Below are 25,002 nucleotides of genomic sequence, written 5' to 3'. Positions count from 1 at the left end.
CAATTGATAACATATGACAAGACCAGCATGTACGACCCTGTGGCTGACTCCGAAGAGGCAGAGCGAAAACCCATCGCCCCGCGACTCGAGCAGATTGAGGGGACGCGTATCGGGTTGTTCGACAACGGGAAGCCGGCGGCGGAGCCGTTGCTAGACGTCGTCGAGGAGCGCCTCGAGGAAGCGTATCCAACCGTAACGGTCGATCGGTACGCCGTCGCCCATCTCAACCGCATTAAGAACGAAGAGGAGATGGCGGACATCGAGGCGTGGGCCGACGAGAATCTCGACGCCTGCATCGGCGCTATCGGCGACTGTGGTTCCTGTACGAAGTATCTCGTTTACGGCATCGAGGCGGTCGAACGAAGCGGTACGCCGGGCGTCGGCATTGTGGACGAGGGCTTCGCGCTCGACTGGGACACCAACGCTCGCGACTTCGGCCGTGATATGCGCTACTACACGTTGCCGGCGATCTCGGAAGTAGTCGACCGTGATCGCTTCCGCGAGCAGATTACCGCCGATGTCCTCGACAACATTCTCGAAGAAGTGACGCGGCCGCCGTCACCCGAGGAGCAGGCCACCGAGGACGCAGAGTCTGACAAGACGGTCGTCGCTGGGGGGGATCGGTAGACCCATGAGCCAACAGAAAACCGATATCGAGAGTGTGACGACGTCGTTCTACCGCAAGGGGAAGACCGACGGCCTGCCGGTCGTACCGCCGACCGAGGAACGCGTCGATAAGATGCTCGAGGGGACCGACTTGCCGCGCGACGACGTGATCGGCCGACTCGGGACCCGCGAGGGTGCCCTCACGGTCGAGAAATTGGCGGTCAACGGTGTGATGGCCGGTTGTCTGCCGATCCACATGCCGTTGTTAGTCGCCGGCGCGCGGGCGCTGGCAGATCCCAAGTCCAACGCCATCCAAGCGTCGGTCAGCACCGGCTCGTGGGCCTACCTCTTCGTCGTCAACGGCCCTATTCGGCGAGCGCTGGAGGTCAACTCCGACACCGCCGCGTTCGGCCCCGGCTTCCGCACTAACCAGACGGTCGGGCGGGCGCTTGGCTTGGCATACAAAAACACCGCCCGCATCCATCCCGGTGAGAAGGAGATGGCAACCATCGGCAACCCGTTCAAATTCAGCCTGATCGCCGGGGAGAACGAGGAGCGCAGCCCCTGGGAGCCGCTGCACGTCGAGCGCGGCTACGACCGCGACGACAGCACGATCACGTTCGCGGCACCCAATAACTTCCTCCAGTACAAGTTCGAAGCGGGTCCGCGAGGCGACCAGGAGATGGTCGAGAGCTTGATCCGTAACACGCCGCCCCACATGGTCGGGCTCAAGACCGAGACGGCCAACGAGCGCTACGAAGGTGCCCAACTCGAGGTGTACTACGCGCTCTGTCCGTACAACGCTCAAGAACTCGAGGATTACACGAAAGCCGAGATCAAGGAGTACATCTCCGAAAATGCCCTCCGACGGGCCGAAGAGGTGTCCGGTCTCGGCGGCGGTAGCGCCAGGGACGACGGGTTGCAGTCGCTCTGGCGGCGACAGTTCGCTGACCCCGACCGCATCAAACTGTTCGTAACCGGCGGGAGCGGTCGGTTCAACGCCGCGATGGGGCCGACCCTCGGGGGTCCGACGACGAAACGCGTCGAACTGCCCGACGACTGGGAGGCGCTCCTCGAGCGCTACGGCGACGAACTCGACCGCGAGTGGGGACAGCCGAGCGACGACTAGCTTAGATGGTGTACGATTACGACCTCCTCGTGATTGGCTCGGGGCCGGCAGGGTTAGCCGCTGGCATCGAAGCGGGCCACCACGGGGTAGAGGCGGTTCTATTCGAGCGGGAGTCCGTCGGCGGTGAACTCGTCAACCGCCACACTCTCGAGAACCTTCCCGGTCGCTCCGAATCCACGGGTCCCGAACTCCGCTCGACGCTGGTCGACCAACTCCGTGATGTCGGCGGCCAGGTCCAGCTTGCGGCCGTCGACGACATCCGTCAGTTGGACGGTGAGGCGGCAAACGACGACGGCACTCCGGATCGTGCCGATGACGGAGAACGCGTCGGCTTCGAGATCGATACGACAGCGGGTACCTACAGCACCCGGACCGTCATCGTCGCCACCGGCGGTCGGCCGATCCGGCTAGACGTCCCCGACGCAAATGCGTACCGCGGTCGCGGTATCTTCAACTGTGCCATGTGCGACGGACCGCTGTACGCCGGCGAACGTATCGCCGTCTCCGGTGGGGACAAATGGGCGCTGACCGACGCGCTCTATTTGACCGAGCACGCAGAACGCGTCGTGATCATCGAGGAGGGGCCGAAACTGTCCGCCGGTGAGACGCTTCGCGAGAGGGTCGACGACCATCCGGACATCGAGGTACGGACTGACACCGAGATTAGGGGCGTCAGTGGTGACGACGTCCTCGAGCGGCTCGAACTGTTCGACCGCACCCAGGGAACCGAGTCCGTCGAAACCGTCGGCGGATTGTACGTTCAACACGGCGTCGAACCGGAGGCGTCGTTCCTCCCGGAGTGGATACCGCGGACCGACTGCGGCGCCGTCGTCGTCGATCCGTCGCTCGAGACGGCGGTTCCCGGACTGTTCGCCGCTGGCGACGTTCGGCAGTCCTCGCCGCAGTCGATTACCACTGCTCTCGGCGACGGCGTCACCGCCGTCCGGTCGGCATCGGTGTATCTTGATGAGTGAATACGCGGCGGTGAAAAGCCAGCATCGGCGTTTCCCATCGAACGAGCGAGAACGACGACCGCTCCGAGGCCGTATTCTTCGTCGACGATCTAGCCATCTGTAACTCTCAGAGCCTATCTCTGGAGATCAGGACTCCGGACATCACCAATTCAGTGATTCACTAATTCAGTGATTCACTAATTCAATGATTCAGTGATCCATCTACCTAACACCCCTCATAGATTCAGCCGAATTAATCTCGGGCCACCTGTTCACTTTTCAAAGTAGCTCCACGAAACACTGAGTTCTGTGCGATGGTCTACAGAAGAGCAAGGCGAGTGCCTCGGGGCTTGACCCCGAGGCAGTTCACCGCGTGGTCCAGCCGCCGTCGGCTGCGAGTACAGTTCCGGTGACGAAGCTTGCAGCGTCGCTCGCGAGGAACACGACTGGACCCGCGATCTCTTCCGGTTCGGCGAATCGATCGAGCGGTGTCCGGTCGATTACCGATTGTCGAAGTTGCTCGTTTGACTCGAGTTCCTCGGTGAGTTCCGTCGAGACGTACCCGGGGGCGATTGCGTTCACGCGGACGTCCGGCGCCCAGTCGAGGGACATGCTCTTTGTGAGACCGACGAGGCCGTGCTTGGAGGCGACGTAGGGGTGTTGCCGGGGAAGGCCGACTAATCCACCGACACTTGCGACGTTGATCACCGTGCCACCGTCGGATTCGAACAGTTCGTCGGCGGCTGCCTGTGTGACTTCGTACGCGCCGTTCAAGTTCACGTCGAGGACGCGGTCGAGACTGTCGGTGGAGACGACTTCCGGGCGACCGAGCGCGTCGTCGGGATTGAACCCCGCATTGTTGACGACGATATCGATTCCGCCGAATTCGTCTTTCGTGCGTTCGATGATGTTCGCAACGGCGTCGGGGTCGGTGACGTCAGCTGAGACTGCGAGAGAATCGCCGCCAGCGGATTCAATTTCATCTGCGACTCGCTCGATTTCGTCGGTCGACCGGGCCGAGGGAACGACCGCCGCGCCAGCGTTTGCGAGACCGATTGCGATGGCCCGTCCGATACCGCGCCCACCGCCGGTTACCAGTGCGACTCGCCCAGTGAGGTCGAATTGTTCGTTCATTGTTGGTATTTACTGTCGATTTGATCGCGAAGTATTTTCTTGTCGAACTTTCCTGTCGCCGTCTTCGGGATGGACTGGACTTCCGCTATCTCGTCCGGGTACCACCACTTCGGTTGCTCGAGCTCGTCGTCGAGGAACTCCAACAGTTCCGTTTCGGACGGGTTGGCGTCCGCTGCGGTCACGACGCAAGCGAATGGCCGTTCCTGCCACTTCTCGTGAGGAACGCCGATGACGGCTGCTTCGACGACGTCCGGGTGGGCTATCAATGCGTTCTCGAGTTCAATCGACGAAATCCACTCGCCACCGCTTTTGATGACGTCTTTCGTTCGATCGATGATCTCGATATAGCCGTCGTCGTCGACGCAGACGATGTCACCAGTCTTGAGCCAATTACCGTGAAAGTCTTCCTCGTTGGCGTCAGGACGGTTGTAGTATTCGGTGATGACGGTCGGGCCGCGGACCCACAACTCGCCGACGGATCGTCCGTCCCAGTCGACCTCGTTGCCGTCGTCGTCGACGACGCGCATCTCGAGGCCGGGTGAGAGGAGCCCCTGCTTCTTTCGCTTGTCGTATTTTCGACCGGAATCCCACTGCTCCATGGTGGATTTCGGTCGTGAGACCGAGCCGATACTCATCGTCTCCGTCATTCCCCACGCGTGTTCCATCGTGACGTCGAACTCCTCGTCGTACCGGCGCATGACTCCCTCGGGGGCCGCACTTCCGCCGACGACGATCCGTTCGAGACTCGAGAGGTCTCCGCCGTGTTCGTCGACGTGCTCGAGCAAGTTGATCCAGACGGTCGGAACGCCCGCGGTCATCGTGACGTCCTCTCGCTCGATCAGTTCGAGAAGATCTGCTGGTTCGGGTGACGGGCCGGGATAGACCTGCGTGGCACCGGCCATCGTCGCGGCGTACGGGAACTCCCAGGAATTGACGTGAAACATCGGGACGACGGGCATGACGACGTCGGTTTCGTCGATGTGTAGCCCAGCCGGTGTCATCACCATCATGGCGTGGGCGTAGATCATCTTCTGGGTGTACTCGACACCTTTCGGCCGACCGGTCGTTCCCGACGTGTAACACATTCCGGCGGGGTAGTCCTCCTCGAGGTGAGGGAATTCGTTGTCGGCGATCGGGTCCGCTTTCTGAAGCAACTCTTCGTACGCGATCGCGTCGACGTCCGTTTCGGGTACCGAATCGGCCATGACAACGACCGTCTCGACCGGGAGGTCGTCCCACAGCCGTTCGATCGTTTCGAGCGGTTCGCCGGGGTCAACGAACAGAACGTCGTCGTCGGCGTCCTCGATAATGTGAACGATATCGTCGTCGCCGAGCATCACGTTGATCGTATGCAGTTGTGCACCCGATAGCGGCGCAGCGAAGTACGTCTCGAGGTGACGGTGGTGGTTCCAGCCGAACGTCCCGATCCGATCTCCCGGCCCGAACTCGCGCTCCAGCAGTGCACCAACGAGCGACCGGACGCGGGTGCCGAACTCGTGGTACGTGTAGTCGGTGATCCCGTCGTGCGTTCGAGAGGCGATGCGCTTCTCGGGAAAGAGATTCGTCGGTCGCCAGAAGAACGGTCGAAGCGTCAGCTCAGTCATTTGTTTGTGAGTCGGATCGCGCGGTCTGGTTCGCGGAGCCATCTCCGCTCGTGACTTCGCGGTCGATGCGGTCGATCATTTCGTCATCATCCTTCGTTCGTGGTAGTTACTTCCACCCATATGAAACTCGTCGTTCCCTCCCGCTACCCGTGTGGTGAGTCGACGATTTCGCCGGACGAACGCTCGACAGTGTCCTGAGCGGGAACGAACCAACCGGACGCCAGGCGGATCGGAACGAGCAGTCCGCAGTGCCGGTACGGCCTCGAGTCTGCGAACCGATCACTGCTCCGCCATCACACCTCTTCGCGTTCCTCGAGTTTGTACCGTTGAACCTTCCCCGTCGCGGTTGTGGGGAGTTCGTCGATGAATTCGATTTCCCGGGGGTAGGCGTGCCTCGCTAGGCGCTCCTTGACGTGTGACTGGAGGTCCTCGAGCGTCGACTCGGCATCGTCTGGCGTCTCGACTGGGACCACGAACGCTTTGACGAGCTGGCCGCGCTGCTCGTCAGGGACACCGATGACGGCGGCTTCGGCGACGATTGGATGCTCCATGAGGCTGCTCTCGACCTCGAACGGCCCGATGCGGTAGCCCGACGAGATGATGACGTCGTCGCTTCGTCCCTCGTACCAGAAGTACCCGTCGTCGTCTTTCCGCGCCAGGTCGTCGGTGAGCAGCCAACCGTCGTGAAATGCGTCTTCGGTTTTCTCGGGCATCCCCCAGTACTCCTCCATGAGGACCCACTTCCTGGGTTTGACCGCGACCTCACCGAGTTCGTCGGTGCCGACCGGCTCCCTGGTTTCCGGGTCGAGGAGTTCGACCTCGTAGCCGGGACAGGGTCGACCCATCGACCCGATTTTGACGTCCATGTCGAGTCCGGCGTAGTTGTTGACGATCATCCCCGCTTCGGTGAGTCCGTACGTGTCGTGGACTTTGAGACCGAAGTTGTCCTCGAACCAGTTGTTCACTTCCGGGTTCAGCGCCTCGCCGGCGCTGCTCAGGACGCGTAAGCTCTCGAAAGAGTGCCCCTCGAGGAGATCCGCTCCAGCCGCGATGATCCCGCGGTAGGCACTCGGTGCTGCGCCCATAACGGTGATATCGTGTTCGTCGAGGATTTCGACCCATCGCTCCGCATCGAACTGTCCCGAGTGGAGGACGCGGGTCGCACCGAGCGCCATGGGAGAGAATCCTGCGGTGAAGAGTCCGTAGGACCAGCTTGGGTCTGCAGCGCCCCACACGACGTCGTCCTCGGTGACGTCCATCGCGTACGTCGTGTGCGGGTACAGAATCGGCAACACCTTGTGAGACATGACGACACCCTTCGGCGGCCCCGTTGTCCCGGAGGTGTACTGCATCGTAGACGGATCGTCCATACTGGTTCGAACGACGTCGAACTCGGACGATTGACGGTCGACGAGTTCGTCGTACGAGTAGTCGCTTGCGTCACCTTCCTCGTCACCGACTGCGATGAACTCGGGACCGACATCGATATCCAGTTCGGCGACCGTCTCGTCGTGATCGGTGTGGTACAACAGCAGGTCCGGTTCGCAATCGTTGATTCGGAACTCCAGGGCTTGCTTCTCGAACGCGGTAAACAGGGGAACGTGAATCGCGCCCGTTTTCCAGACGCCGAGAACGGTGACGATCGTTTCGGGTATTTTCGGGAGCAACGTCGTGACTCGATCGCCCTTTTCGACCCCGAGTTCCGTCAGCGCGTTCGCGACGCGGTTCGATGCGTCCCGTAGTTCTGCGAACGTGTACTCCGAGAGCGCTCCATCTTTCGAAACCCACGCGAAGCCGACGTTCCCGGACCCGGCGTGACGGTCACACGCCTCGTGTGCCATGTTCAGTTCCGCCGGTGCGTCCCAATCGTACGAGTCGAGTATCGCGTCCCAGTCGTACGACTCGTAGACACTCTCGTACTCGTCGCCTGTTAGCATACAACTTGGCGTTCGACCTTCCATCTCATATACTTACCGCCCGGTGTTCGTTCGAGGGGTGTATCGGCTCGGACGGGCTAGTCGAATCGGTATGGACTCGAGACGACACAGCCAGTTACCACGTCTCAGTCTTTATGATAACAGGTCACATAGCATACGCCGTATGGAAGCACGAGCCACAGTCGTAGGGGCCGGTATGACGAAATTCGGTCCTCACGACCAACCACTGTCGGAACTGTTCGCCGACGCCGCTTTGCCGGCGCTCGACGACGCTGGCATCGACCGAAACGAAATCGACGCGTTCTATCTCGGGAACACGCTCGGTGGAATGACGGAAAACGAGTCCCACCTCGCGCCCGCAGTGGCGAGTCACATCGGTCTTCGAGGGATCCCCTGTCAACGATTCGAAGACGCCTGTGCAACCTCCTCGAGCGCGTTTAAACACGCCGTTCAGGCGGTCGAAAACGGAATTCACGACACCGTATTGATCGGCGGCGTCGAGCGGTGCACGCCGACGACAGGGAAAGAGACCGACGAAATGACCGAGATTTTTGCCAGCGCGACTCACCGCCAATACGAACAGCCCACGGGCATTACGTTTCCCGGCGTCTTCGCATTGCTAACCAAGCGTCACATGTACGACCACGGAACGACTCGAGAACAACTCGCCGAGGTCGCAGTCAAAAACCAACACCACGGAAGCATGAATCCGCGCGCCCATTTCGGTGGGGATGCAACGGTCGAAGACGTCCTCGAGAGTCCGATCATCGCAGACCCGTTCCGCCTTATGGACTGTTGTCCGTTCTCGGACGGCGCGTCCGCGGTCGTCGTCACGTCCGCCGACCTCGCGGACAGCTATGACGGAGAGGGCGTGATGGTGACTGGCATCGGTCACGCAACGGATATCGTCCCGGTCGCCGATAAGCAGGGGCTGACCGAGACGACGGCTGCACGGGACGCGGCAACGGAAGCGTACCGACAAGCCGAGATCGATGCCGACGACGTTGATTTCGCCGAAGTTCACGACTGCTTCACCGGTGCGGAGGTAATCGCAATCGAGGCGCTCGGACTCGTTCCTGACGGAGACGGGGGCGTCGCAGCGGCCGAGGGTCGCACGGCGCTCGACGGCGAGACCCCGGTCAACCCCAGCGGTGGACTTAAAGCGAAGGGACATCCGATCGGTGCCACCGGTACCGCTCAGATCGTCGAACTCACCGAACAACTCCGCCGCGACGTCGGAGAGCGACAGGTCGAGGATGCGGAGACCGCCATCGCACACAACCTCGGTGGCGATACTGCGACGACGTTCGTAACCGTCATGGAGGCCACACCATGAGCGAGGACGATCTCGAGACTGTTCCGGACGAGTTGACGTACAGCGATTGGGTGACCGCGATTCGCGATGGAACGGTGCTCGGACAACACTGCGGTGACTGTGGTCACGCGACTGCCGCACCGAAGGCGGCGTGCGCTCGGTGTGGCAACCGAGACATCGAGACGGTCGAACTGCCGACAACCGGTACGGTGTACACCGAGACGCGACTTGAAGTCGTTCCCGAAGGGTTCGACGGTCCGTATCACATCGTGCTCGTCGACCTCGACGACGCTCGAGTGATGGCCCACGTTCCGGAGCCCGTCGAGATCGGCCAGACGGTCGAACTGGCAGGTACGATCGAGAACGAGGGCGTTGCCCCTGTTTTCGAACCGAACTGACCGGAATCCGACCACACCGACCACCGCTATTTTGCATCCGCGTTCTCCGTCGAGAGACGTTCGATCGTTCCGATCCAAATGTATTTCGCAGACTCTGTGCAGAGTTACCATATGGCAGCTAACTACCGATTCGCGTACGATCCGGGGACGATCGTCTACGGCCGGAACAGCGTCGCACGAATTGAGGACGAACTCGAGCGTATCGGCGCCGAGCGGGCGTTGATCGTCTGCGGATCGACCGTCGGTGCGACCGACTCGGTGATCGATCCGGTCGTCGACGGGATCGGCGATAGGCTCGCGGGCGTGTTCGACGAGACGACTCCGGACAAGCGATTGACGACCGTCTTCGACGGCGTCGATCGGATGAACGCGGACGATGTCGACGCGCTCGTGAGTCTCGGCGGTGGAAGCAGTTTGGATATCGCGAAAGTGATGAGCGTCGTTTCGGCCGGCGACCGGTCGGAGGAAGGTGTTCGATCGACGTTCGAACGTCAGCGAACGATTCCGATGCCGGAGGAAGAGGTAGTTCCGATCGTCGCGGTACCGACGACACTTGCCGGTTCGGACCTCTCCGCCGTTGCTGGGATCACCGCCCGCGAGTCGGGGTTCACTCGCGGTGCCCTCATCGGTAGACGGTTGATGCCCGAAGCGCTGTGTTACGATCCGGCGCTCTTCGAGACGACGCCGCACGAGATTCTCTGTGCGTCGGCTATGAACGGCTTCGACAAGGCGGTCGAGTCGTTGTACGCGCATAATGCGACGCCGATAACGGACGGAACGGCGGTTCGGAGTCTCCGATTGCTCGGTCGAGGGCTACCGCGCCTCGGACAGGGCGACCGCAGCGAAGAGACGCTACACGACTCGATCGTCGGCACCGTGTTGGCCCAATACGGCGCCTTGGGCGGCGAGAACGTCACCGCGTCGGTCATTCACTCGTTCGGTCACGGAATTTCTCGAGGGTACGCCATCCAACAGGGTGGCGCTCACGGCATTATCGCGCCCCACGCGCTTCGGTACGTCTTCGACAACGTCTACGGTCGCAGAGACCTGCTGGCTGAAGGGTTCGATGTCGGTCCGGCCGACGATCCGGACGCGACTGCCGCCGCCGTCATCGATGCCGTCGAAACGGTCCGGAACGCTCTCGACCTTCCCACGGGGCTTCGCGAAATCGACGACATGTCCGAATCGGACCTGTCGGAAATCGCGACCGACGTCGCAGACGACGTGATGATGACGAACGCGCCCGACGGACTCGAACCGACCGCGGACGAACTCGAGGCGGTCCTCCGAAAGGCGTGGTAAGTCGGTGAGACGTGGACGCTGAAGACGAAAGAATTACACTCGAATCGAGTTGCGAGTCGACGACTGCGACCCTCGTTTTCGCGTAACGTAGCTCGTTGTACACTAACCACAATTGATTTTCCCGGCCCCATTGTTTTCCGAGTATGTTCCGGAGACTGCTGACGCTGTACATCGGTCGGCGGTGGCGTACCTTCTGTGGGTTGGAGCGCGAGGAGTTCGTCGAACTGGCGACCGAGGCGCTCGAAGACCTCGGGTACGAGTACTCTCTCGAGGAGTTAGAGACGACAGACGGCGAGCGGTTCATGCTCGGGGCCGGCGAAACCGGTGACGAAATCACCGTCGAATCGCCGGTCCCGTTTACTATCCAGACGGTGACCGCAAAGTCGAATCCGGGGGTTGGATTTGCGCTCAAGTTCTTCTCCCCCGAAGAAGAGCGAGAGGAGATGACGTCGGGTGCGTGTGTCGTCGACCTTCGAGACATCGACAACACGACGCGTCCGTACATTGCACGGTTCGTCCAACGGATGGTCGACCTGAGTGACCATCCGCCGTGGAAGGTAACCCATCACGTTGGGTTCCGTCTCGCGTTCCTCCTTCGATGGAAGATTCGGGTTCTCTGGACGTACTGGCTCGGCGTGGATCAGGAATCGGTATCGGACGCTGCCTGACGTCTAATCTCTCGGATTTCGTCTCACTCGGTTGTTGGTCGTACGACGACCGTTCGTCCCCTTCGAGAAAACAGCAAATTCGAGTCGATCAGTCGTCAGAGACGACCGTCGTCGGCGTGTCGTCGGTACGGTGGAATTGGATGAAGCCCTGCAGTTCTTCGCCGGTTGGCCGGCGCGTCGCCAACGTGACCACGATAAACGTAATCACGCCGAGTGGAACCGTCACGAGGACTTCCGACTGTTCGACGGGCATGAATCCACCAAGGAACAAGACCACGTACGAGATTCCTCCAACGAGCATCGCCGCAATTGCACCCGGTGCGTTGGCGCGCTTCCACCACGTACCGATCGCTAACGCGGGGAACAACCCGGAGGCCGCGAAGCCGGCGATGATCGTGGTCATAACGCCGATGATTCCCGGCGGCGAAATCGCGACGTACGCGGCCGCGAGCGCACCGACCCAGATCACGACCGTTCCGAACCGCGTCTCTTGTTTCTCCGTTAGTCCCATGTCCAGTGACTCGGGGATGTCGTGTGAGACGCTCGCGCTGAGCGCGACGAGCAGCGCGTCCGTCGAGGACATCACTGCGGCCAGCAAACCGGCCGCACCAATCCCTTGAACGATCGGTCCGGTGTACTCTTCCAGAACGGCGTAGTAGAAGTGATCAGCGGTCGCGAGGTCCGGCTCGAGCGCCATCGCGGCACCCGCGACGAAGAACGCGGATAGCACGAACGCGCTAATGTAGAGCAAGTTCATCCACATGAAGCCTCGGCGGGCAGTCTTCGCATCGGAACTCGAGAGCACTCGCTGTCCGAACTGCGGCAGACCGAGGTACGCGAAAATCCACGAGAAGCCGACACCCAATATCATGAGGTAGGGTGCGGAATTACTCGCGAAGGCCGGATCGTTCGCCATCGCACCGCTCAGCGTTCCGCCGACGCCCATGTCAGCGAAGATGATGGGGAGCGGGAGTAGGGTGAGGATGAACATCATTATCCCCTGAATGAAGTCGGTCCAGGTGACCGCCCACATCCCGCCCAGTGAAACGTACAGTGCGAAGATGACCACGCTGACGAACAGCCCCAGTTCGTAGCCGAGATCGGGCAAAACGAACTCCATCGTAATCCCCGCTGCGGTCAGCTGGGGCACGAGATACGCCCAGGACGCCACGGCGAAGAGAATACCAGCGAGTAACCGAACGCTCGTACTCTGGTATCGTTTTTTCATGTAATCCGGTACGGTGTAAACGCCGCTTCGTCGCATCGGTGCAGCGATCGTGACCATCATCATCAATCCGCCTGCACAGACGGCGATCACGACCATCGAGGAGAACGCTGCCCCGAAGTCGTAAGCGAAGCCACCGAATCCGAAGAACGAACCGGCGCTCGCCGTGACCGCGAAGTACGCGAAGACCTGGACGTAAAGCGGGATGTTCCCGCCTGCGATCCAGAAATCACCGGTGCTCTCGCGCGATTTCCGGAAGAAGTACACTCCTATCGCGGTGACCAGAATGAAGTACAGGACGAGCATCGTGACCGCTTCCGGTCCGCTCGAAACTTCCGGTGTGACTTGCAGTGGGTTGAGCATATTACCACCCACCTCCCTCGATCTTCATCAGCCAGTACTCGTAGGCGAATCCGAGGACGACAATCACGAGTCCCCAAACCACGGTCGTGTACGTGAACAGCGTAAATTCGCCGTCCCCGGGTTCGGCATATTGCGGTAATCCGGCGAGCAGGATGAACGAGATTATGACGAGCGACCCGATGACGATCATCGGCTTGAAACCAGGTTGGTCCGTGAAACTGATGTCCTCGTACGCGATCACGTTTTCCTCTGACGTTTCGGGTGCTCCACCCCCGTTCGAATCGTTCACTGCTGTCGACGGATTATCTTCTGGTGTTTTATTTGCCATGGCGTACCATACCTTCACAACATCTGTTCCGACCCGGTTACTAAAACATTATGTTTGTTTTTTCTCACGTATTCGCAGTCATACTACCTAACAATCGCATTCACTCCGTTGAACCGGTCACGACGACTGGAATATTCGCGTGAAGAAGCACGGTCTGAGTCACACTACCGAACAACAATTTGCCGGTTGGTGACCGCTTTCGAGCACCGATTGCGACGATGTCGATGTCCTTCTCGTCGATATAGTCGAGTATCGAATCGGCCGGGTCACCGCTGCTCACCGCACTGACAGCTTCGATTCCTTCGTCCTCGGCGCGATCAGCGACCGCCGTTGCGATCTCTTGGGCACGGTCCTGTAGGTCCTCCTCTTGACGCTGGGCGGATTCGATCGATAGCGACCCGTACCCACCCTCGCGATTGTACGCACAAAGTGCGTGGATGACCGCGTCGTGTTTTTCTGCCAGTTCCAACGCGTGTGGAATCGCCGTTTCCGAAATCTCGGTCCCGTTTACCGGGACGAGTACGTTCTGATACATACACGTAAAGAGTCACAGTAGTCCCAAATAGCATTTTTTATAAGAATGCTAGTATACCACACACACGGAGTGGTACTCGTGATGTCCTCAGAACGTCGGCAACGGATCTAATTCATCCATATCGACGTTTTCGTACGCGTTACGAGCGATCACCCGCTTGTGAACCTCGTCTGGACCGTCGACGATACGGAACTGTCGAACGTTCTCGTAGAAGTCAGCGATCGGCAAATCTTTGCCGATGCCACTAGCTCCACAGAACTGAAGTGCGGTGTTGATCGCGTTTTCCGTGACGTTCGCGGTGAAGAACTTGCACATCGACACCTCGACGCGTGCCTGGTTCCCACGGGAGATTTCATCTGCCGCGTGACGAACCATCGTCCGCGCAGCGTGCAAGTTAGTCTCAGCCTCCGCAATCTCGAACCGGACCCCTTGTTTATCGGCGATCGGATCGCCGAACCCTTCGCGGTCGCTCGTGTACGCCTTCGCGACCTCGAGCGCTCGAGCGGCCATCCCGGAGTAGCGCATGCAGTGCGTGAGTCGCGCCGGTCCGAGGCGTTTCTGTGCAATGGTGAACCCTTCTCCTTCTTCGCCCAGTAGGTTCTCTTCGGGGACGCGGACGTCGTCGTAGCGGATTTCCGAGTGAACGTGGGACACGACGTCGTCTCCAAGGTGTGGGATATCGCGTTCGACGTCCAGTCCGGGCGTGTCTTCGGGGACGACGATGAGCGAACAGCCTTCGTAGGGATGCTTCTCCTGGTCAGTTCGTGCGAGCGTGATGTAGAAGTCGGCTTCGCCCCCGTTCGTGATCCACCACTTGTGACCGTCGATGACCCACTCGTCGCCGTCTTTCTCGGCGGTCGTCCCGATCATCTTCGGATCCGCACCGCCACCCTGTCTGGGTTCGGTCATCGAAAACGCAGACGTGAGCTCCCCCTCGAGAAGCGGCCGAAGCCACCGGTCTTTCTGGTCTTCCGTGCCCGCCATCTCGAGGGTATGCATGTTTCCTTCGTCGGGCGCATCGACGCGCATTGCAGGCGGGGCGAGCAGACTTCGACCGGCTTCTTCGAACAGCGGAAGCACGTCTCGGAAGTCGACGCCCATCCCTCCGTACTCTTCGCCGATCTGTGGCGCATACAGGTCTCGAGATTTCGCTTCTTCGCGAAGCTCGGCGATAACGTCGTCGGGGACCGCAGTTCCTCCCGGTAGTTCGCGCTCTCGCGGTATCACGACATCGTCGACGAAATCTCGGGCTCGCCCGGCTAATTCTCTCGATCGCTCGGAGTCTTGGTACTCCATAGCAGTACTCTCGAGCGAGCGTGATTTAAAATTACGTCCGGACAACCGCGCTTCGGTGACGTCAGTTTGGGGCCGCTTTCTCGTCGTATTGACGTTCGGAACCGTCGACAGCGAAAACAGGTCGCCGGATTTACGTCGACGATCGGAATCAGATGACGTCGTTCTCCTCGAGTTCCTTCAATCGCTCTTCGGAGACGACTCGAGAGAGAACCTCGTCCGTGTGTTCACCGAACTCGGGCGCTGGTGACCGCATATCCTCGATTTCGCTCGAGGACTTCGCCGGGAAGCCAACGTACGAGAACGCCTCGCCGTCACCAACCTCCATCTCCCCGAGCATATCCCGTGCCCGGAGTTGCGGGTGTTCGAACACTTCGTCGAATTCGTTGACCGGGGCGAACATCGTCTCTTCGGACAGGTACTCCTCCCACTCCTCGCGCGTTCGCTTATCGAACTCCGACTGGAGTTCCTCGCGAGCGTACGCCGCGTCCTCGCCGGTCGCGAACTGGTACTCAGCCAAATCCTCGCGATCCAGTTCCTCGAGGAGTTGCGCCCAGAACTTCTCCTCGCGGGGGGCGATCGTCACGTACTTGCCGTCTTTCGTCTCGTAAACGTGGTAACACGGCGCTTCCATCGCCGCCGGCGAGCGCTCCGATTCGGGCAGTTCCTCGCTCCTGAACGCCCGCCAGCTCTGGCCCGTTCCGAGCGACGCGACGACGTCCGTCATCGAGACGTCGAGGTATTGGCCGCCGTTACCCGCCTCGCGGTCGAGCAACGCCGAGACGATCATGAACGCGCTGAACATGCCGCCGACCTTGTCTCCGATTTGGTAGGCGGGGACGGCCGGGAACGTCCCGTCTTTCGAAACGGTCTCACCGAGGAGGCCGGCCAGTCCGACGTAGTTGATATCGTGGCCGACGCGGTCGCTGTAGGGCCCGTCCTGTCCGTAGCCGGACAGCGAGCAGTAGACGATCTCTTCGTTCACCTCGCGGAGGTCGTCGTAGCCGATGCCGAGGCGGTCGACGACGCCGGGTCGGAACTGCTCGAAGACGGCGTCCGCGTCGGCGACCAGTTCGAAGAACGTCTCCCGGCCCGCGTCGCTCTTGAGATCGAGCGTGACGCTCTTTTTGTTTCGATTGACCGAGTGGAACAGCGCGCCCGAATCCGTCGGTTCGACTTCTGGCTCGAGCCAGCGGGCGTAATCGCCGCGAGTCGGTTCCTCAATTTTGATGACTTCGGCACCCATATCGGCCAGCAGCATCGTCCCGTAGGGCCCCGGCAGCAACCACGTTAGGTCGAGGACGGTGTAGTCCTCGAGGTTCATGGCCACTCACGCTCGTCGGGTGATCGTGTTCGTAGCCCGGTTCCACCGATGTTCGTCACTTGGTCGTGTTGGTTGGAGGTACGGATGGGCAACGGTCGTTCGACAGTCATACTAACCGAACATCACCGATTCGCTTCTTAAGTATTTGGGGCACGGTAGCCTGTAACAAAGAACGTGATTCCAATCTCGTTGACAGAAGGTTAAACTCCCTCGCTACCGAGTATCAAACAGACCATATGGCCGAAAACGAAAGTTATCTCGACCGTCTCGTCGACGAGGACGCGTTAACGGCGTATCTCGAGCGTGAATTCGGCGACGCTCGAGGAGTCACCGTTCACTACCACGACGAGGGACACTCGAACGAGACGCTGTTCATCGAGTGGGGGGAGCAAGAACTGGTTATGCGCCGTCCGCCGGCCGGTGAGACCGCCGAAACGGCTCACGACGTTCTCCGGGAGTACAGGGTCATCGACGCGCTCGCGGACACGAACGTTCCGGTGCCGACGCCGGTGGTGGCCTGTGACGACACCTCGGTGATCGGCGGCGAGTTCTATCTGATGGAACGCCTCGAAGGTGACGTCGTTCGCGACCGCGAACCCGCCCGGTTCGCGACGCCCGAGCAGCGCCGCCTCGTGGGCGAAACGTTGATCGACACGCTCGCCGAGATTCACTCGCTCGATTACGAATCGCTCGGGCTGGAAAATCTGGGACGGCCGGAGGGATATACGGAGCGACAGGTCGAGCGGTGGGGAAAGCAATTCGAGTGGGCGTACGAGACGACGGAAAGCGAACGCGAAGTCCCGCACATCGACGAACTCGGAACGTGGCTCGAGGCGAACGTTCCCGAGGACTACGAGCACACGCTCGTCCACGGCGACTACAAACTCGACAACGTCATGCTCGCGCCCGGCACTCCGCCGGAAATCAACGCCGTGTTAGATTGGGAGATGGGGACGCTCGGCGATCCGTCGGCCGACATCGGCTGGATGCTCTGCTATTGGGACCGTGACCCGCTCATCGAGGACCTCATGCCGACGTTTATCGATCGAGAGGGGTATCCGACCAAGGAGGAACTCATCGATCGGTACGAAGAACGCTCCGGTCTCGAGTTCACGAACCGACGGTTCTACGTCGCACTTGGGCTCTACATGCTCATCGCGGTCTGTGAGATGTTCTACGCCCGGTATCTCAGCGGAAACAGCAACGACGACCTCTACCCGAAGATGGGGGCGGTAGTCCCCGAAATCAGTCGGCGGGCGAAAGAGATCATCGACGGCGAACGAGACATTTGATCCGACGCGGCGGAAATCCGGCACCGGGAGCTCGGTTGCGGTGCCGACGCTACTCGTAAGAGAGTTCGTACTCGTCTCCGTTCGTCGGATCGTATTCGAACGGCCCGGGGTCGTACCGTCGTGTCGCCCATTCGTCGAGTTCGTAGGGATACTCGCCGTTGAGCAGGCTCTTCGCTGCGGTGATCTGTTGGATGGACGGCGTTCCCTCCTCGAGCCAGTTGAGACGCGCGTCACGGTAGAATCGCTGAATCGGCACTTCCCGGTAGTATCCGATACCGCCGAAGACCAACAGTGCGTTGTCGGTGACTCGCCTGTTCGCCTCAGTAGCCAGCAGCTTACAGAGATCCGCTTCGATACCAGCATTCCCTCGTTCGTCGACGGTTTCGGCGGCGTCCGCGACCATCAGCCGTAGCGCGTACACGTCGCGGGCCATCTCCGCAAGATACCGCTGGACGGCCTGGCGCTCGCCGATCGGTTTGCCGAACGTGACGCGTTTCTTGCTCCAGGAGACCGCCTCCTCCAGGCACCGCTCGGAGATACCGAGCGCGTTCGCGGCGACGTAGATTCGGCTCACTCGGAGGTGATCGACGGCGGCGGCGAGACCCCCGCTTTCGTCGTTCCCGAGCAGGTTCCTTCCGGGGACGTGAACGTCGTCGAACTGTAGATACCGGTGTTCCGACCCGTGACTCCCCATCGTTTCCGGCATCTCGCGAATGGTCAGTCCGTCGGCATCGCGGGGGACGACGAAGATAGCGAATCCGGACGGGGTCCGCGTGACGACGGTGAAGTACTCCGCGAAGTCCGCGTTCGTAATGTGGTGTTTCGCCCCGTTGATGACGTAGTCGTCGCCGGCCGCTCGAGCCTCGGTCTCGATATCGGTTCCGCTGCCGGCGTGCGGTTCGGTCAGTGCGAACGCGAACGACGCCCCGTCCTCGACGATTTCGGAGAGCCAGCGATCTCGCTGGGCGTCCGTTCCCGCCTGCGCGACCAGTTCCGCACCGACGGTGTGGACGTGCAAGATGACTCGTAATCCCCCTGAGACCTTCGCCCACTCTTTTTCCAGTTGCACGTATTCTCGGGTCGATAGATCGAGGCCACCGTATTCTTCCGGCACGCGGCACGTGAGAAAGCCAAGATCGAGAAATTCGTCCCACAATTCGCTCCGGGGGAGAGTACCGGTTCGATCCCACGCTTCCGCGTCCGGTTCGATCTCGGTCCAGAGGTACTCGAGCGCCGCTTCGCGGAAGTCGTCGAAGTCGCTATCACTCCGCATGGTCCATTGGTACGGTCTCACATGATATAACGACGGGGGACGCGAGTGTGTCTTAGATTGAACTCCCGCTTCGACGTAGTCGTGTGTAGCGAGAACACACACCGGGGAAAGCTATAACACGAATCGTCGAAAGTCTCTACGGGAAGGCAACTATGAGCGATTCACTAGCCGGACGCGTAGACGCTGTTACCGTCGTCGGTGCCGGCACGATGGGACACGGTATCGCCCAGACGTTTGCGACGGCCGGGTACAACGTCACGATCGTCGACGTCGACGACGACGTCCTGAAAACGGCTCTCGAGAAAATCGAGGGGAGCCTCGAGAAACTCGGCGAGGATCACGACGCCGTGTTGGAGCGACTCGAAACGACGACATCGGACGAGGAGGCCTACGGCGACGCCGATCTGATCGTCGAAGCGGTCCCCGAAGATATCGACTTGAAACGGACCGTATTCGAGTCGATCGACGACCACGCACCCGAGCGAACGATTTTGGCGACGAACACCAGTACGCTCCCGATCACCGAAATCGCGTCCGCGACGGACCGCCCGAACGCGGTCGTGGGGATGCACTTCTCGAATCCGGTTCAGTTGATGGAAATCGTCGAGGTCATCCGTGGCAAGGCGACCGACGACGACGTGTTCGAGGCGATTCAGGAGATCAGCACAGAGATCGAGAAGACGCCGGTCCTCGTCGAGAAGGACATCCCTGGCTTCCTCATCAATCGGATCAACCTGCGGTTCTGGCTCGAGGCGGTTCGACAGGTCGAGAACGGCGAACAGGACGAGCGTTCGATCGACGCCGCGATCCGACGGATCGGTCTCCCAATGGGTCCGTTCGAGGTCCTCGATTTCAGCGGCGTCGACGTCGCAACGATGGCTGCCAAGTCGATGCGCGACCGCGGCGTCGACCTGCACGTCCCCGACTTGCTCGAGGAGAAAACCGAAGTCGACAAACACGGGATGAAGACCGGAGTCGGCTTCTACTCCTATCCTACCCCGGGCGAGTACTCGCGCGTCGATATCCCGCGGGAACGCCGCTACGACTTCGATCCGAAACACCTCCTGGCACCCGCAGTAAACGAGGCGGCATGGTTACTGGCCAACGACGTGACGACGAAGTCCGAGATCGACAAGGCGATGCGGATCGGGATGAACTGGCCCCGAGGGCTCCTCAAAATGGCGGACGAGTACGGTATCGATCGGTTGGTAGAGACGCTCGAGACGCTCCGCGAACGATCAGGCTGGGATGAGTACGAACCACACCCGCACCTCGAAGAGATGGTTTCGAACGACGAGTGCGGGCGCAAATCGAGTGTCGGCTTCTACGAGTGGGACTACGAGCAAACGACGTTCGACACGGTCCGATACGAGCGACGCGAGTACGTTGCTTGGATCACGCTGGACCGTCCCGAGGCGCTCAACGCGCTCGACGAGCCGAGTTGGGAAGGGTTGAACGATGCCCTCGAGCACGCCGCGAATGACGACGAGGTACGCGCGACGATCCTTCGAGGGTCGGGACGCGCGTTCTGTGCCGGCGACGACATCGCCGAGATCCAGAGTTGGGAGTCGACCGAGGACGCCTCAGAGATGATCGAAAACGTCCTCGGCCCGACGGTAGAGACGCTTCGGAATCATCCGAAACCCGTGATCGCGGCCGTCGACGGCGTCGCGAACGGCGGCGGCTGCGAACTCGTTTTGCTGAGTGATCTCGCGGTCGCCTCTCCGGACAGCGACTTCGCGCTTCCGGAGGCGAAAATCGGTGCGCTTCCGCCGATCGGACTCACCTACGGTCGGATGAGTCTCGGAAAGAAGTCGATCATGGAACTCGCGTTGACGGGCGATCAGCTGACGGCTACCGAGGCCGAATCGATGGGTATCGTCAACTACGTCGTCGACGGCGACCAGGTTGCGGACGTCGCTCGCGAACTCGCCCGCGCAACGACGGCGTCGGGCCCGAAGTCCGTTGCGGAAATGAAAGACTTCTGGACGACCATGGAAGACGATCTGCTCGAGGATTGGTTCGACAACGCGATGGGCCGTCTCGTCGAACGAACGCAATCGGAGGAAGCGAGCGAGGGGCTCGCAGCGTTCCTGGAGAAACGCGATCCGGACTGGCAGCGCTAGCGCGGCGAGGACTACTCCCCCCTAAATTCCGGAGTGCGATTGGTACGGAATGCGTCGAGGCCTTCCTCGGCGTCCTCGGTACCGAACAGGACGCCCGTTGCGAGCGCCTCCATCTCGAGACCAGCATCGAGGGGCGACTCGTATCCTTTGTTGACGACCCGTTTCGCGAATTCGATAGCGACCGGCGGTCTGGCGAGATACTCCTCGACGACGTCTTTTAAGAGGACTTCGAACGATCGGTCGCCACCGACTTCGTGGAGGAACCCGTAGGAGTGCATCGTCGCCGCGTCGTAGTGCTTCCCGCGGAGAATCATGTCGCGAGCGCGGGAGAGCCCGACGAGTCGCGAGAGCCGTTGGGTGCCACCGCAGGCGGGAATGACGCCGAGCGTGATCTCGGGCACGCCGATCGTTGCGTCCGCAGTTGCGATCCGGGTGTCACAGCAACAGGCGAGTTCGCACCCGCCTCCGAGGCAGTACCCCTCGATCGCTGCGACCGTCGGAAGGGGAAACGACTCGAGCCGATCGAACAGCCGCCGTAGTCGGCGAAACCGACGAGTCTGTTCGTGCGGGGCCGTCGTCTCGGGCGACGTGCCGATATCCGCGCCGGCGCAGAAGTTCCCGTCCCGGCCGCGGAGAACGAGGACCCGCGCCGACTCCTCGCGCAGGGTCTCGAGTGCGTCGAGTAGTTCCTCGGCCATGCGGTCGTCGAGCGCGTTCAGCGAGTCGGGTCGATCGAGCGTGACGGTCGCTCGCCCGTCGTCGCTAACGGCGAGTTCGATGGTTTCGTATTCGGTAGACATACACACGCGCTATCGAGGGAGACCACCTAATACGTACCGTCGCCGCGGCTCGTTCGCCGGTCGGCGGTCGCGTCGAACGCGCCGTGACGAGGCCCACCCGCTCGCTCACGTCGAGTCGCTGAGTTCACCCAAGACGTCGACGACCGTCTCCAACTCGGGAACCGAAGCTTCCATCGAGGGCATCGCGATGATGAGGTCGGCGCCGCCGTGAGCGTACCGGTCGAACTGGTCTCGCACGTCGGATTCGGTTCCAGAGACGGTCAGTTCGTCGACCATCTGATCAGAGATCGCGGCAACCGCTGCCTCACGGTCTCCGTCGCGAAACAGGTCGTGTGCTCTGTCCGGCGCGTCTCCGAATCCGTGTTCGTCGAGTTGCTCGTTGTACCCCATCGCCATTTCCTGTGCGAGGAGGTATCGGACGCGGCGTTCGGCACGGTCTGGGTCGTCGTCGATTGCAGTCGGAATCCACGGCGCGACGGTGATCTCGTCGGGGTCTCGTCCGGCGGTTCGCGCGCTCTCTCGAACGTCGTCGACAAACGCCGAAAACGTGGATCGAGGGAGGAACGCCGGCAGCCATCCGTCCGCGAACTCCCCCGTGAGCGCGCGGTTCGCGTCGCCGATCGCGGCGTTGAACACGGGGACGTCTTCGTTCGTCTCGAGCGCCATCGTGTACGGTCCGACGTCGAACACCTCGCCGTGGTACTCGACCGTTCCACCGGCGGTCACCTGGCGGACGATTTCGATCGTTTCGCGGAGTCGTCTGAGCGGGTGGTCGAACTCGCACCCGTGCCAGCGCTCGACGAGCGGCGGAGAACTCACGCCGATGCCGAGCAGTGCGCGCCCGTTCGAGAGTCCCTGAAGCGTCGCCGCACTCATTCCGAGCAGTGACGGACTCCGAGAGAAGACGCTCGCCACGCCGGTCCCGATCCGAACGGTAGACGTACACTGAGAGATGGCCGCGAGCGTGGCGACTCCGTTCGTGCCCGAGGCTTCCTGTTTCCAGACCGAGTGGAGTCCCGCCTCGTCGGCTCGGCGGGCGAACTCGAGGGTCTGGTCGAGTGGAACGTGCGAGAACTCGTCTGGAAGAACGAAGCCGAATTCGGTCATAGTGTTCCAATGTGGTGCGACCAGCATCAATCCACGCGCTGCGTCTCACAACTCGTGAACCGTATTATCCGGTCACGAGTACGACAGATTAACCTGAATAACGTTGGCCGTCTCGAGGACCCGTTTCGAATACTCCTCGTGGAGTACCGTCTCGGTGAGACGATTCGCCGGTCCGTAGATCGCGATACCGGCGGTAACTGACTCGTTTCCGGTCGCTACCGGTGCGCCGACCCCTCGCATCCCCTCGAATCGCTCCTCGTCGTCGATCGCGTAGCAGTCGTCTCGAATCCGTTCAAGTTCCTCGAACAGTTCGTCGGTATCCGTGATCGTGTTCTCGGTTTTCGGTGCGAGCCCGTATCGATCGACGAGTTCACGCACTCGCTCGTCGGAGAGTTGAGCGAGGATCGATTTGCCACTCGCGGTCGTGCTGAGGCGCGTTTTCGTCCCTGGATGCGTCCGCCGTATGTGGATGTTGGAACTTTCGTCCCCCTTCTGCAATCCGATGACGACCCCGAGACCGTCCTCTTCCACCATTAAAACGACGTATTCGCCGGTCTCTCGAGAGAGCGTTTTGAGTTCCGACTCCGCGACGGTATAGACATCGTACTGATTCCGAACCCGGTTCCCGAGCTCGAGAAAGCCGAACGAGACCACGTAATGCCCGTTGCCTGAGTCGACGACGTACCCTAACTCTTCGAACGTCGTGAGGTAATCGTAGACCGAACTCAGCGGCATATCTACTTCGTCGGCCAACTCGGACGCTGTCGCCCCCTCCACGTCCACGAGCGTCTGTAAGAGCCGGTCGGCCCGTTCGATCGATTGTACTTCGATTGTCATGCGGCGTGCTACCATTCTACCGGAAATAATTGTTCCGGTAATTCCGGAGGTGTTAGGAGTGGATAGACGACTCACGAGGTGGGTTGTTCGATCACGTGCGCGAATTCGCGTTATTTGTGGATCGAACCCAGTTGACACAATTGACCGGCTATTCCGACGATACCGAATGTGTCGTGTTAACATAAGGTAACACAAGAATCTACACGCGTACTATCCTCCACGGTGGGGCAAAATCGACACCGTCGTTACACCAATACACTTGTAATGTTTATCTCTACCGAAGGTAGCTCCGGTTATTCCGTACTCCGGCAGTATGTGGGTTCGAGTCTAACAATAACGCCCCAATTGCCGATCCAGTATCGAACGGTTCGATAAGTCTTCGACTCGAGTTCGCCACCGACCAGCAAACAATCTTCGGGCCGAGTTACTCTGTCGAATACCGTGTTCGCTTTGTCCAGCGTGGGATCAACACCTCAGCTTTGCCAGGGATATGCACCGTTCCACGGCCGTTCCCGTTCGAAGGCCGCACTGACCGCGATGACGTCAGTATCGGCGAATCTATCGCCGACGAGTTGCATCCCAACTGGGAGCGATTCCTCCACGAATCCGGCCGGAACGGACGCTGCGGGGTGATCTGTCATATTGAATATCCAACTGAAGATCCAGTCGATAAACGGATCTATTTCGACCCCATCGACTTCCGACGGTCCGATCTGCTCGGCCTCGAACGGTGGAATCGCCATCGTCGGCGTCACCAACAGATCGTACTCCTCGAAAATGGTCGCAACGTCCGCATACACGTCCGTTCGAACGGCGTCGGCTCGCTTGTATTCCGTGACGGAGTGAGCACGACCCGCCTCGACAATGCTGCTCACCAGCGAATCGATACTCGAACCGTGTTCCTCGAGCAGATCCATCCCGTGTGTGTCGTCTAGCTGTCGAATGATGTCCGCTATCAGCACCTGAAAGATCGTCCGCCACGCATCCCGTATCTCGCCCGGATTGCGATCGAAGGTAACCTCGATTCGCTCGACCGTCGCACCCGCAGCCGACAACGATTCAACCGCGCGGTCGAGTGTCTCTCGAACGCGAGAATCGACGTCGAACAGCCCGAGCGTGGGGCTGTACGCAATTTCGAAGTCGTCAATATTACGCTCGAGTCCATCGGTGTACAATTCCGTCATTTCGGGGTGCGTGAACGGATCGTTCGAGTGGGGCCCCGTCATCACGTCGAGCAAAATCGCCGCGTCTTCGACCGTCCTGGTCAGCGGGCCGTGCTGTACGAACGGCGTGTGTTCGGCGAAGGCGTTCGCCGGGTTTCCGTTCGGAACTCGTCCAAATGTCGGTTTGAACCCGTAAACACCACAACAGGCGGCTGGAATTCGAACCGATCCGCCGGCGTCGGATCCCTGCGCCGCAGGGGCGAGTCCGTCTGCGACGGCGGCCGCGCTCC

Annotated in this window: 22 protein-coding genes; 9 read left to right on the top strand and 13 right to left on the bottom strand. The window is 60.6% G+C overall.

Going from position 1 to position 25,002, the window contains the following annotated elements:
- The first annotated feature begins 39 nt into the window (after window positions 1-39).
- The 3 genes from BLW62_RS17605 to BLW62_RS17595 are packed head-to-tail and all read left to right on the top strand — an operon-like array spanning window position 40 to window position 2,709.
- The gene (locus BLW62_RS17605; protein WP_090508452.1) at window positions 40-627 is read left to right on the top strand and encodes a UGSC family (seleno)protein; all 588 of its coding nucleotides are present in this window, start codon (window positions 40-42) and stop codon (window positions 625-627) included.
- A gap of 4 nt (window positions 628-631) precedes the next feature.
- Window positions 632-1,735 (top strand): hypothetical protein, encoded by a 1,104-nt coding sequence (locus BLW62_RS17600; RefSeq protein WP_090508350.1) that lies wholly within the window; start codon window positions 632-634, stop codon window positions 1,733-1,735.
- Between the two features lie 5 nt (window positions 1,736-1,740).
- Window positions 1,741-2,709, top strand: a complete 969-nt coding sequence (locus tag BLW62_RS17595) for an NAD(P)/FAD-dependent oxidoreductase (RefSeq protein WP_090508349.1) — start codon at window positions 1,741-1,743, stop codon at window positions 2,707-2,709.
- Between the two features lie 345 nt (window positions 2,710-3,054).
- Here BLW62_RS17595 and BLW62_RS17590 read toward each other — a convergent pair whose 3' ends face one another.
- From BLW62_RS17590 to BLW62_RS17580, 3 genes are all read right to left on the bottom strand, one after another.
- Window positions 3,055-3,822, bottom strand: coding sequence for an SDR family NAD(P)-dependent oxidoreductase (locus BLW62_RS17590; RefSeq protein ID WP_090508348.1), 768 nt, complete (start codon window positions 3,820-3,822; stop codon window positions 3,055-3,057).
- Window positions 3,819-5,426, bottom strand: a complete 1,608-nt coding sequence (locus BLW62_RS17585) for a long-chain fatty acid--CoA ligase (RefSeq protein ID WP_090508347.1) — start codon at window positions 5,424-5,426, stop codon at window positions 3,819-3,821. The genes BLW62_RS17590 and BLW62_RS17585 overlap by 4 nt, the downstream gene beginning before the upstream one ends.
- Window positions 5,427-5,719: 293 nt before the next feature.
- Window positions 5,720-7,363: an acetate--CoA ligase gene (locus BLW62_RS17580; RefSeq protein WP_090508346.1), complete on the bottom strand. Its 1,644-nt coding sequence runs from the start codon at window positions 7,361-7,363 to the stop codon at window positions 5,720-5,722.
- Window positions 7,364-7,526: 163 nt separating this feature from the next.
- Here BLW62_RS17580 and BLW62_RS17575 point away from each other — a divergent pair, with 163 nt between their 5' ends.
- The 4 genes from BLW62_RS17575 to BLW62_RS17560 all read left to right on the top strand — a co-directional run bounded on the left by BLW62_RS17575 (window position 7,527) and on the right by BLW62_RS17560 (window position 11,046).
- The gene (locus tag BLW62_RS17575; RefSeq protein WP_090508345.1) at window positions 7,527-8,699 is read left to right on the top strand and encodes a thiolase domain-containing protein; all 1,173 of its coding nucleotides are present in this window, start codon (window positions 7,527-7,529) and stop codon (window positions 8,697-8,699) included.
- Window positions 8,696-9,076 (top strand): Zn-ribbon domain-containing OB-fold protein, encoded by a 381-nt coding sequence (locus BLW62_RS17570; protein WP_090508344.1) that lies wholly within the window; start codon window positions 8,696-8,698, stop codon window positions 9,074-9,076. Before BLW62_RS17575 ends, BLW62_RS17570 begins: the two co-directional genes overlap by 4 nt.
- 111 nt (window positions 9,077-9,187) lie before the next feature.
- Entirely contained in the window at window positions 9,188-10,378 is a 1,191-nt protein-coding gene (locus tag BLW62_RS17565) for an iron-containing alcohol dehydrogenase family protein (RefSeq protein ID WP_090508343.1), read from the top strand.
- Between the two features lie 143 nt (window positions 10,379-10,521).
- On the top strand, window positions 10,522-11,046 hold the full coding sequence (locus BLW62_RS17560) for a hypothetical protein (protein WP_090508342.1): 525 nt from the start codon (window positions 10,522-10,524) through the stop codon (window positions 11,044-11,046).
- Window positions 11,047-11,134: 88 nt separating this feature from the next.
- Here BLW62_RS17560 and BLW62_RS17555 read toward each other — a convergent pair whose 3' ends face one another.
- The 5 genes from BLW62_RS17555 to BLW62_RS17535 form a co-directional block, all read right to left on the bottom strand.
- Window positions 11,135-12,634, bottom strand: coding sequence for a sodium:solute symporter family protein (locus tag BLW62_RS17555; protein ID WP_090508341.1), 1,500 nt, complete (start codon window positions 12,632-12,634; stop codon window positions 11,135-11,137).
- 1 nt (window position 12,635) lies between these two features.
- Window positions 12,636-12,923: a hypothetical protein gene (locus tag BLW62_RS17550; protein ID WP_245726744.1), complete on the bottom strand. Its 288-nt coding sequence runs from the start codon at window positions 12,921-12,923 to the stop codon at window positions 12,636-12,638.
- Window positions 12,924-13,062: 139 nt separating this feature from the next.
- Window positions 13,063-13,497, bottom strand: a complete 435-nt coding sequence (locus tag BLW62_RS17545) for a universal stress protein (RefSeq protein ID WP_090508339.1) — start codon at window positions 13,495-13,497, stop codon at window positions 13,063-13,065.
- Between the two features lie 87 nt (window positions 13,498-13,584).
- Window positions 13,585-14,793: an acyl-CoA dehydrogenase family protein gene (locus BLW62_RS17540; protein ID WP_090508338.1), complete on the bottom strand. Its 1,209-nt coding sequence runs from the start codon at window positions 14,791-14,793 to the stop codon at window positions 13,585-13,587.
- A 148-nt stretch (window positions 14,794-14,941) separates the two neighbouring features.
- On the bottom strand, window positions 14,942-16,114 hold the full coding sequence (locus BLW62_RS17535; RefSeq protein WP_090508337.1) for a CaiB/BaiF CoA transferase family protein: 1,173 nt from the start codon (window positions 16,112-16,114) through the stop codon (window positions 14,942-14,944).
- A 236-nt stretch (window positions 16,115-16,350) separates the two neighbouring features.
- Between BLW62_RS17535 and BLW62_RS17530 the strand changes: the two genes are divergently transcribed.
- On the top strand, window positions 16,351-17,406 hold the full coding sequence (locus BLW62_RS17530) for a phosphotransferase family protein (RefSeq protein ID WP_090508336.1): 1,056 nt from the start codon (window positions 16,351-16,353) through the stop codon (window positions 17,404-17,406).
- Window positions 17,407-17,455: 49 nt separating this feature from the next.
- Here the strand turns inward: BLW62_RS17530 and BLW62_RS17525 are convergent, their stop codons facing one another.
- Window positions 17,456-18,679, bottom strand: coding sequence for an acyl-CoA dehydrogenase family protein (locus BLW62_RS17525; RefSeq protein WP_090508335.1), 1,224 nt, complete (start codon window positions 18,677-18,679; stop codon window positions 17,456-17,458).
- A 152-nt stretch (window positions 18,680-18,831) separates the two neighbouring features.
- Here BLW62_RS17525 and BLW62_RS17520 point away from each other — a divergent pair, with 152 nt between their 5' ends.
- Complete coding sequence (locus BLW62_RS17520; RefSeq protein WP_090508334.1) at window positions 18,832-20,805, top strand: 3-hydroxyacyl-CoA dehydrogenase/enoyl-CoA hydratase family protein; 1,974 nt, start codon at window positions 18,832-18,834, stop codon at window positions 20,803-20,805.
- Window positions 20,806-20,816: 11 nt separating this feature from the next.
- Here BLW62_RS17520 and BLW62_RS17515 read toward each other — a convergent pair whose 3' ends face one another.
- From BLW62_RS17515 to BLW62_RS17500, 4 genes are all read right to left on the bottom strand, one after another.
- Window positions 20,817-21,605, bottom strand: a complete 789-nt coding sequence (locus tag BLW62_RS17515; protein WP_090508333.1) for an enoyl-CoA hydratase/isomerase family protein — start codon at window positions 21,603-21,605, stop codon at window positions 20,817-20,819.
- Window positions 21,606-21,710: 105 nt separating this feature from the next.
- Entirely contained in the window at window positions 21,711-22,712 is a 1,002-nt protein-coding gene (locus BLW62_RS17510) for an LLM class flavin-dependent oxidoreductase (RefSeq protein ID WP_090508332.1), read from the bottom strand.
- A 72-nt stretch (window positions 22,713-22,784) separates the two neighbouring features.
- Window positions 22,785-23,549, bottom strand: a complete 765-nt coding sequence (locus tag BLW62_RS17505) for an IclR family transcriptional regulator (RefSeq protein ID WP_090508331.1) — start codon at window positions 23,547-23,549, stop codon at window positions 22,785-22,787.
- A gap of 473 nt (window positions 23,550-24,022) precedes the next feature.
- A partial coding sequence (locus BLW62_RS17500; protein WP_090508330.1) for an amidase occupies window positions 24,023-25,002 on the bottom strand: 980 nt, incomplete at its 5' end.

Source organism: Natronorubrum sediminis, assembly GCF_900108095.1.
In the GTDB taxonomy this organism is placed as follows: Archaea; Halobacteriota; Halobacteria; order Halobacteriales; family Natrialbaceae; genus Natronorubrum; species Natronorubrum sediminis.
Note: the sequence above shows the minus strand (reverse complement) of the source record. Positions and strands in the feature narration are given on the sequence as shown.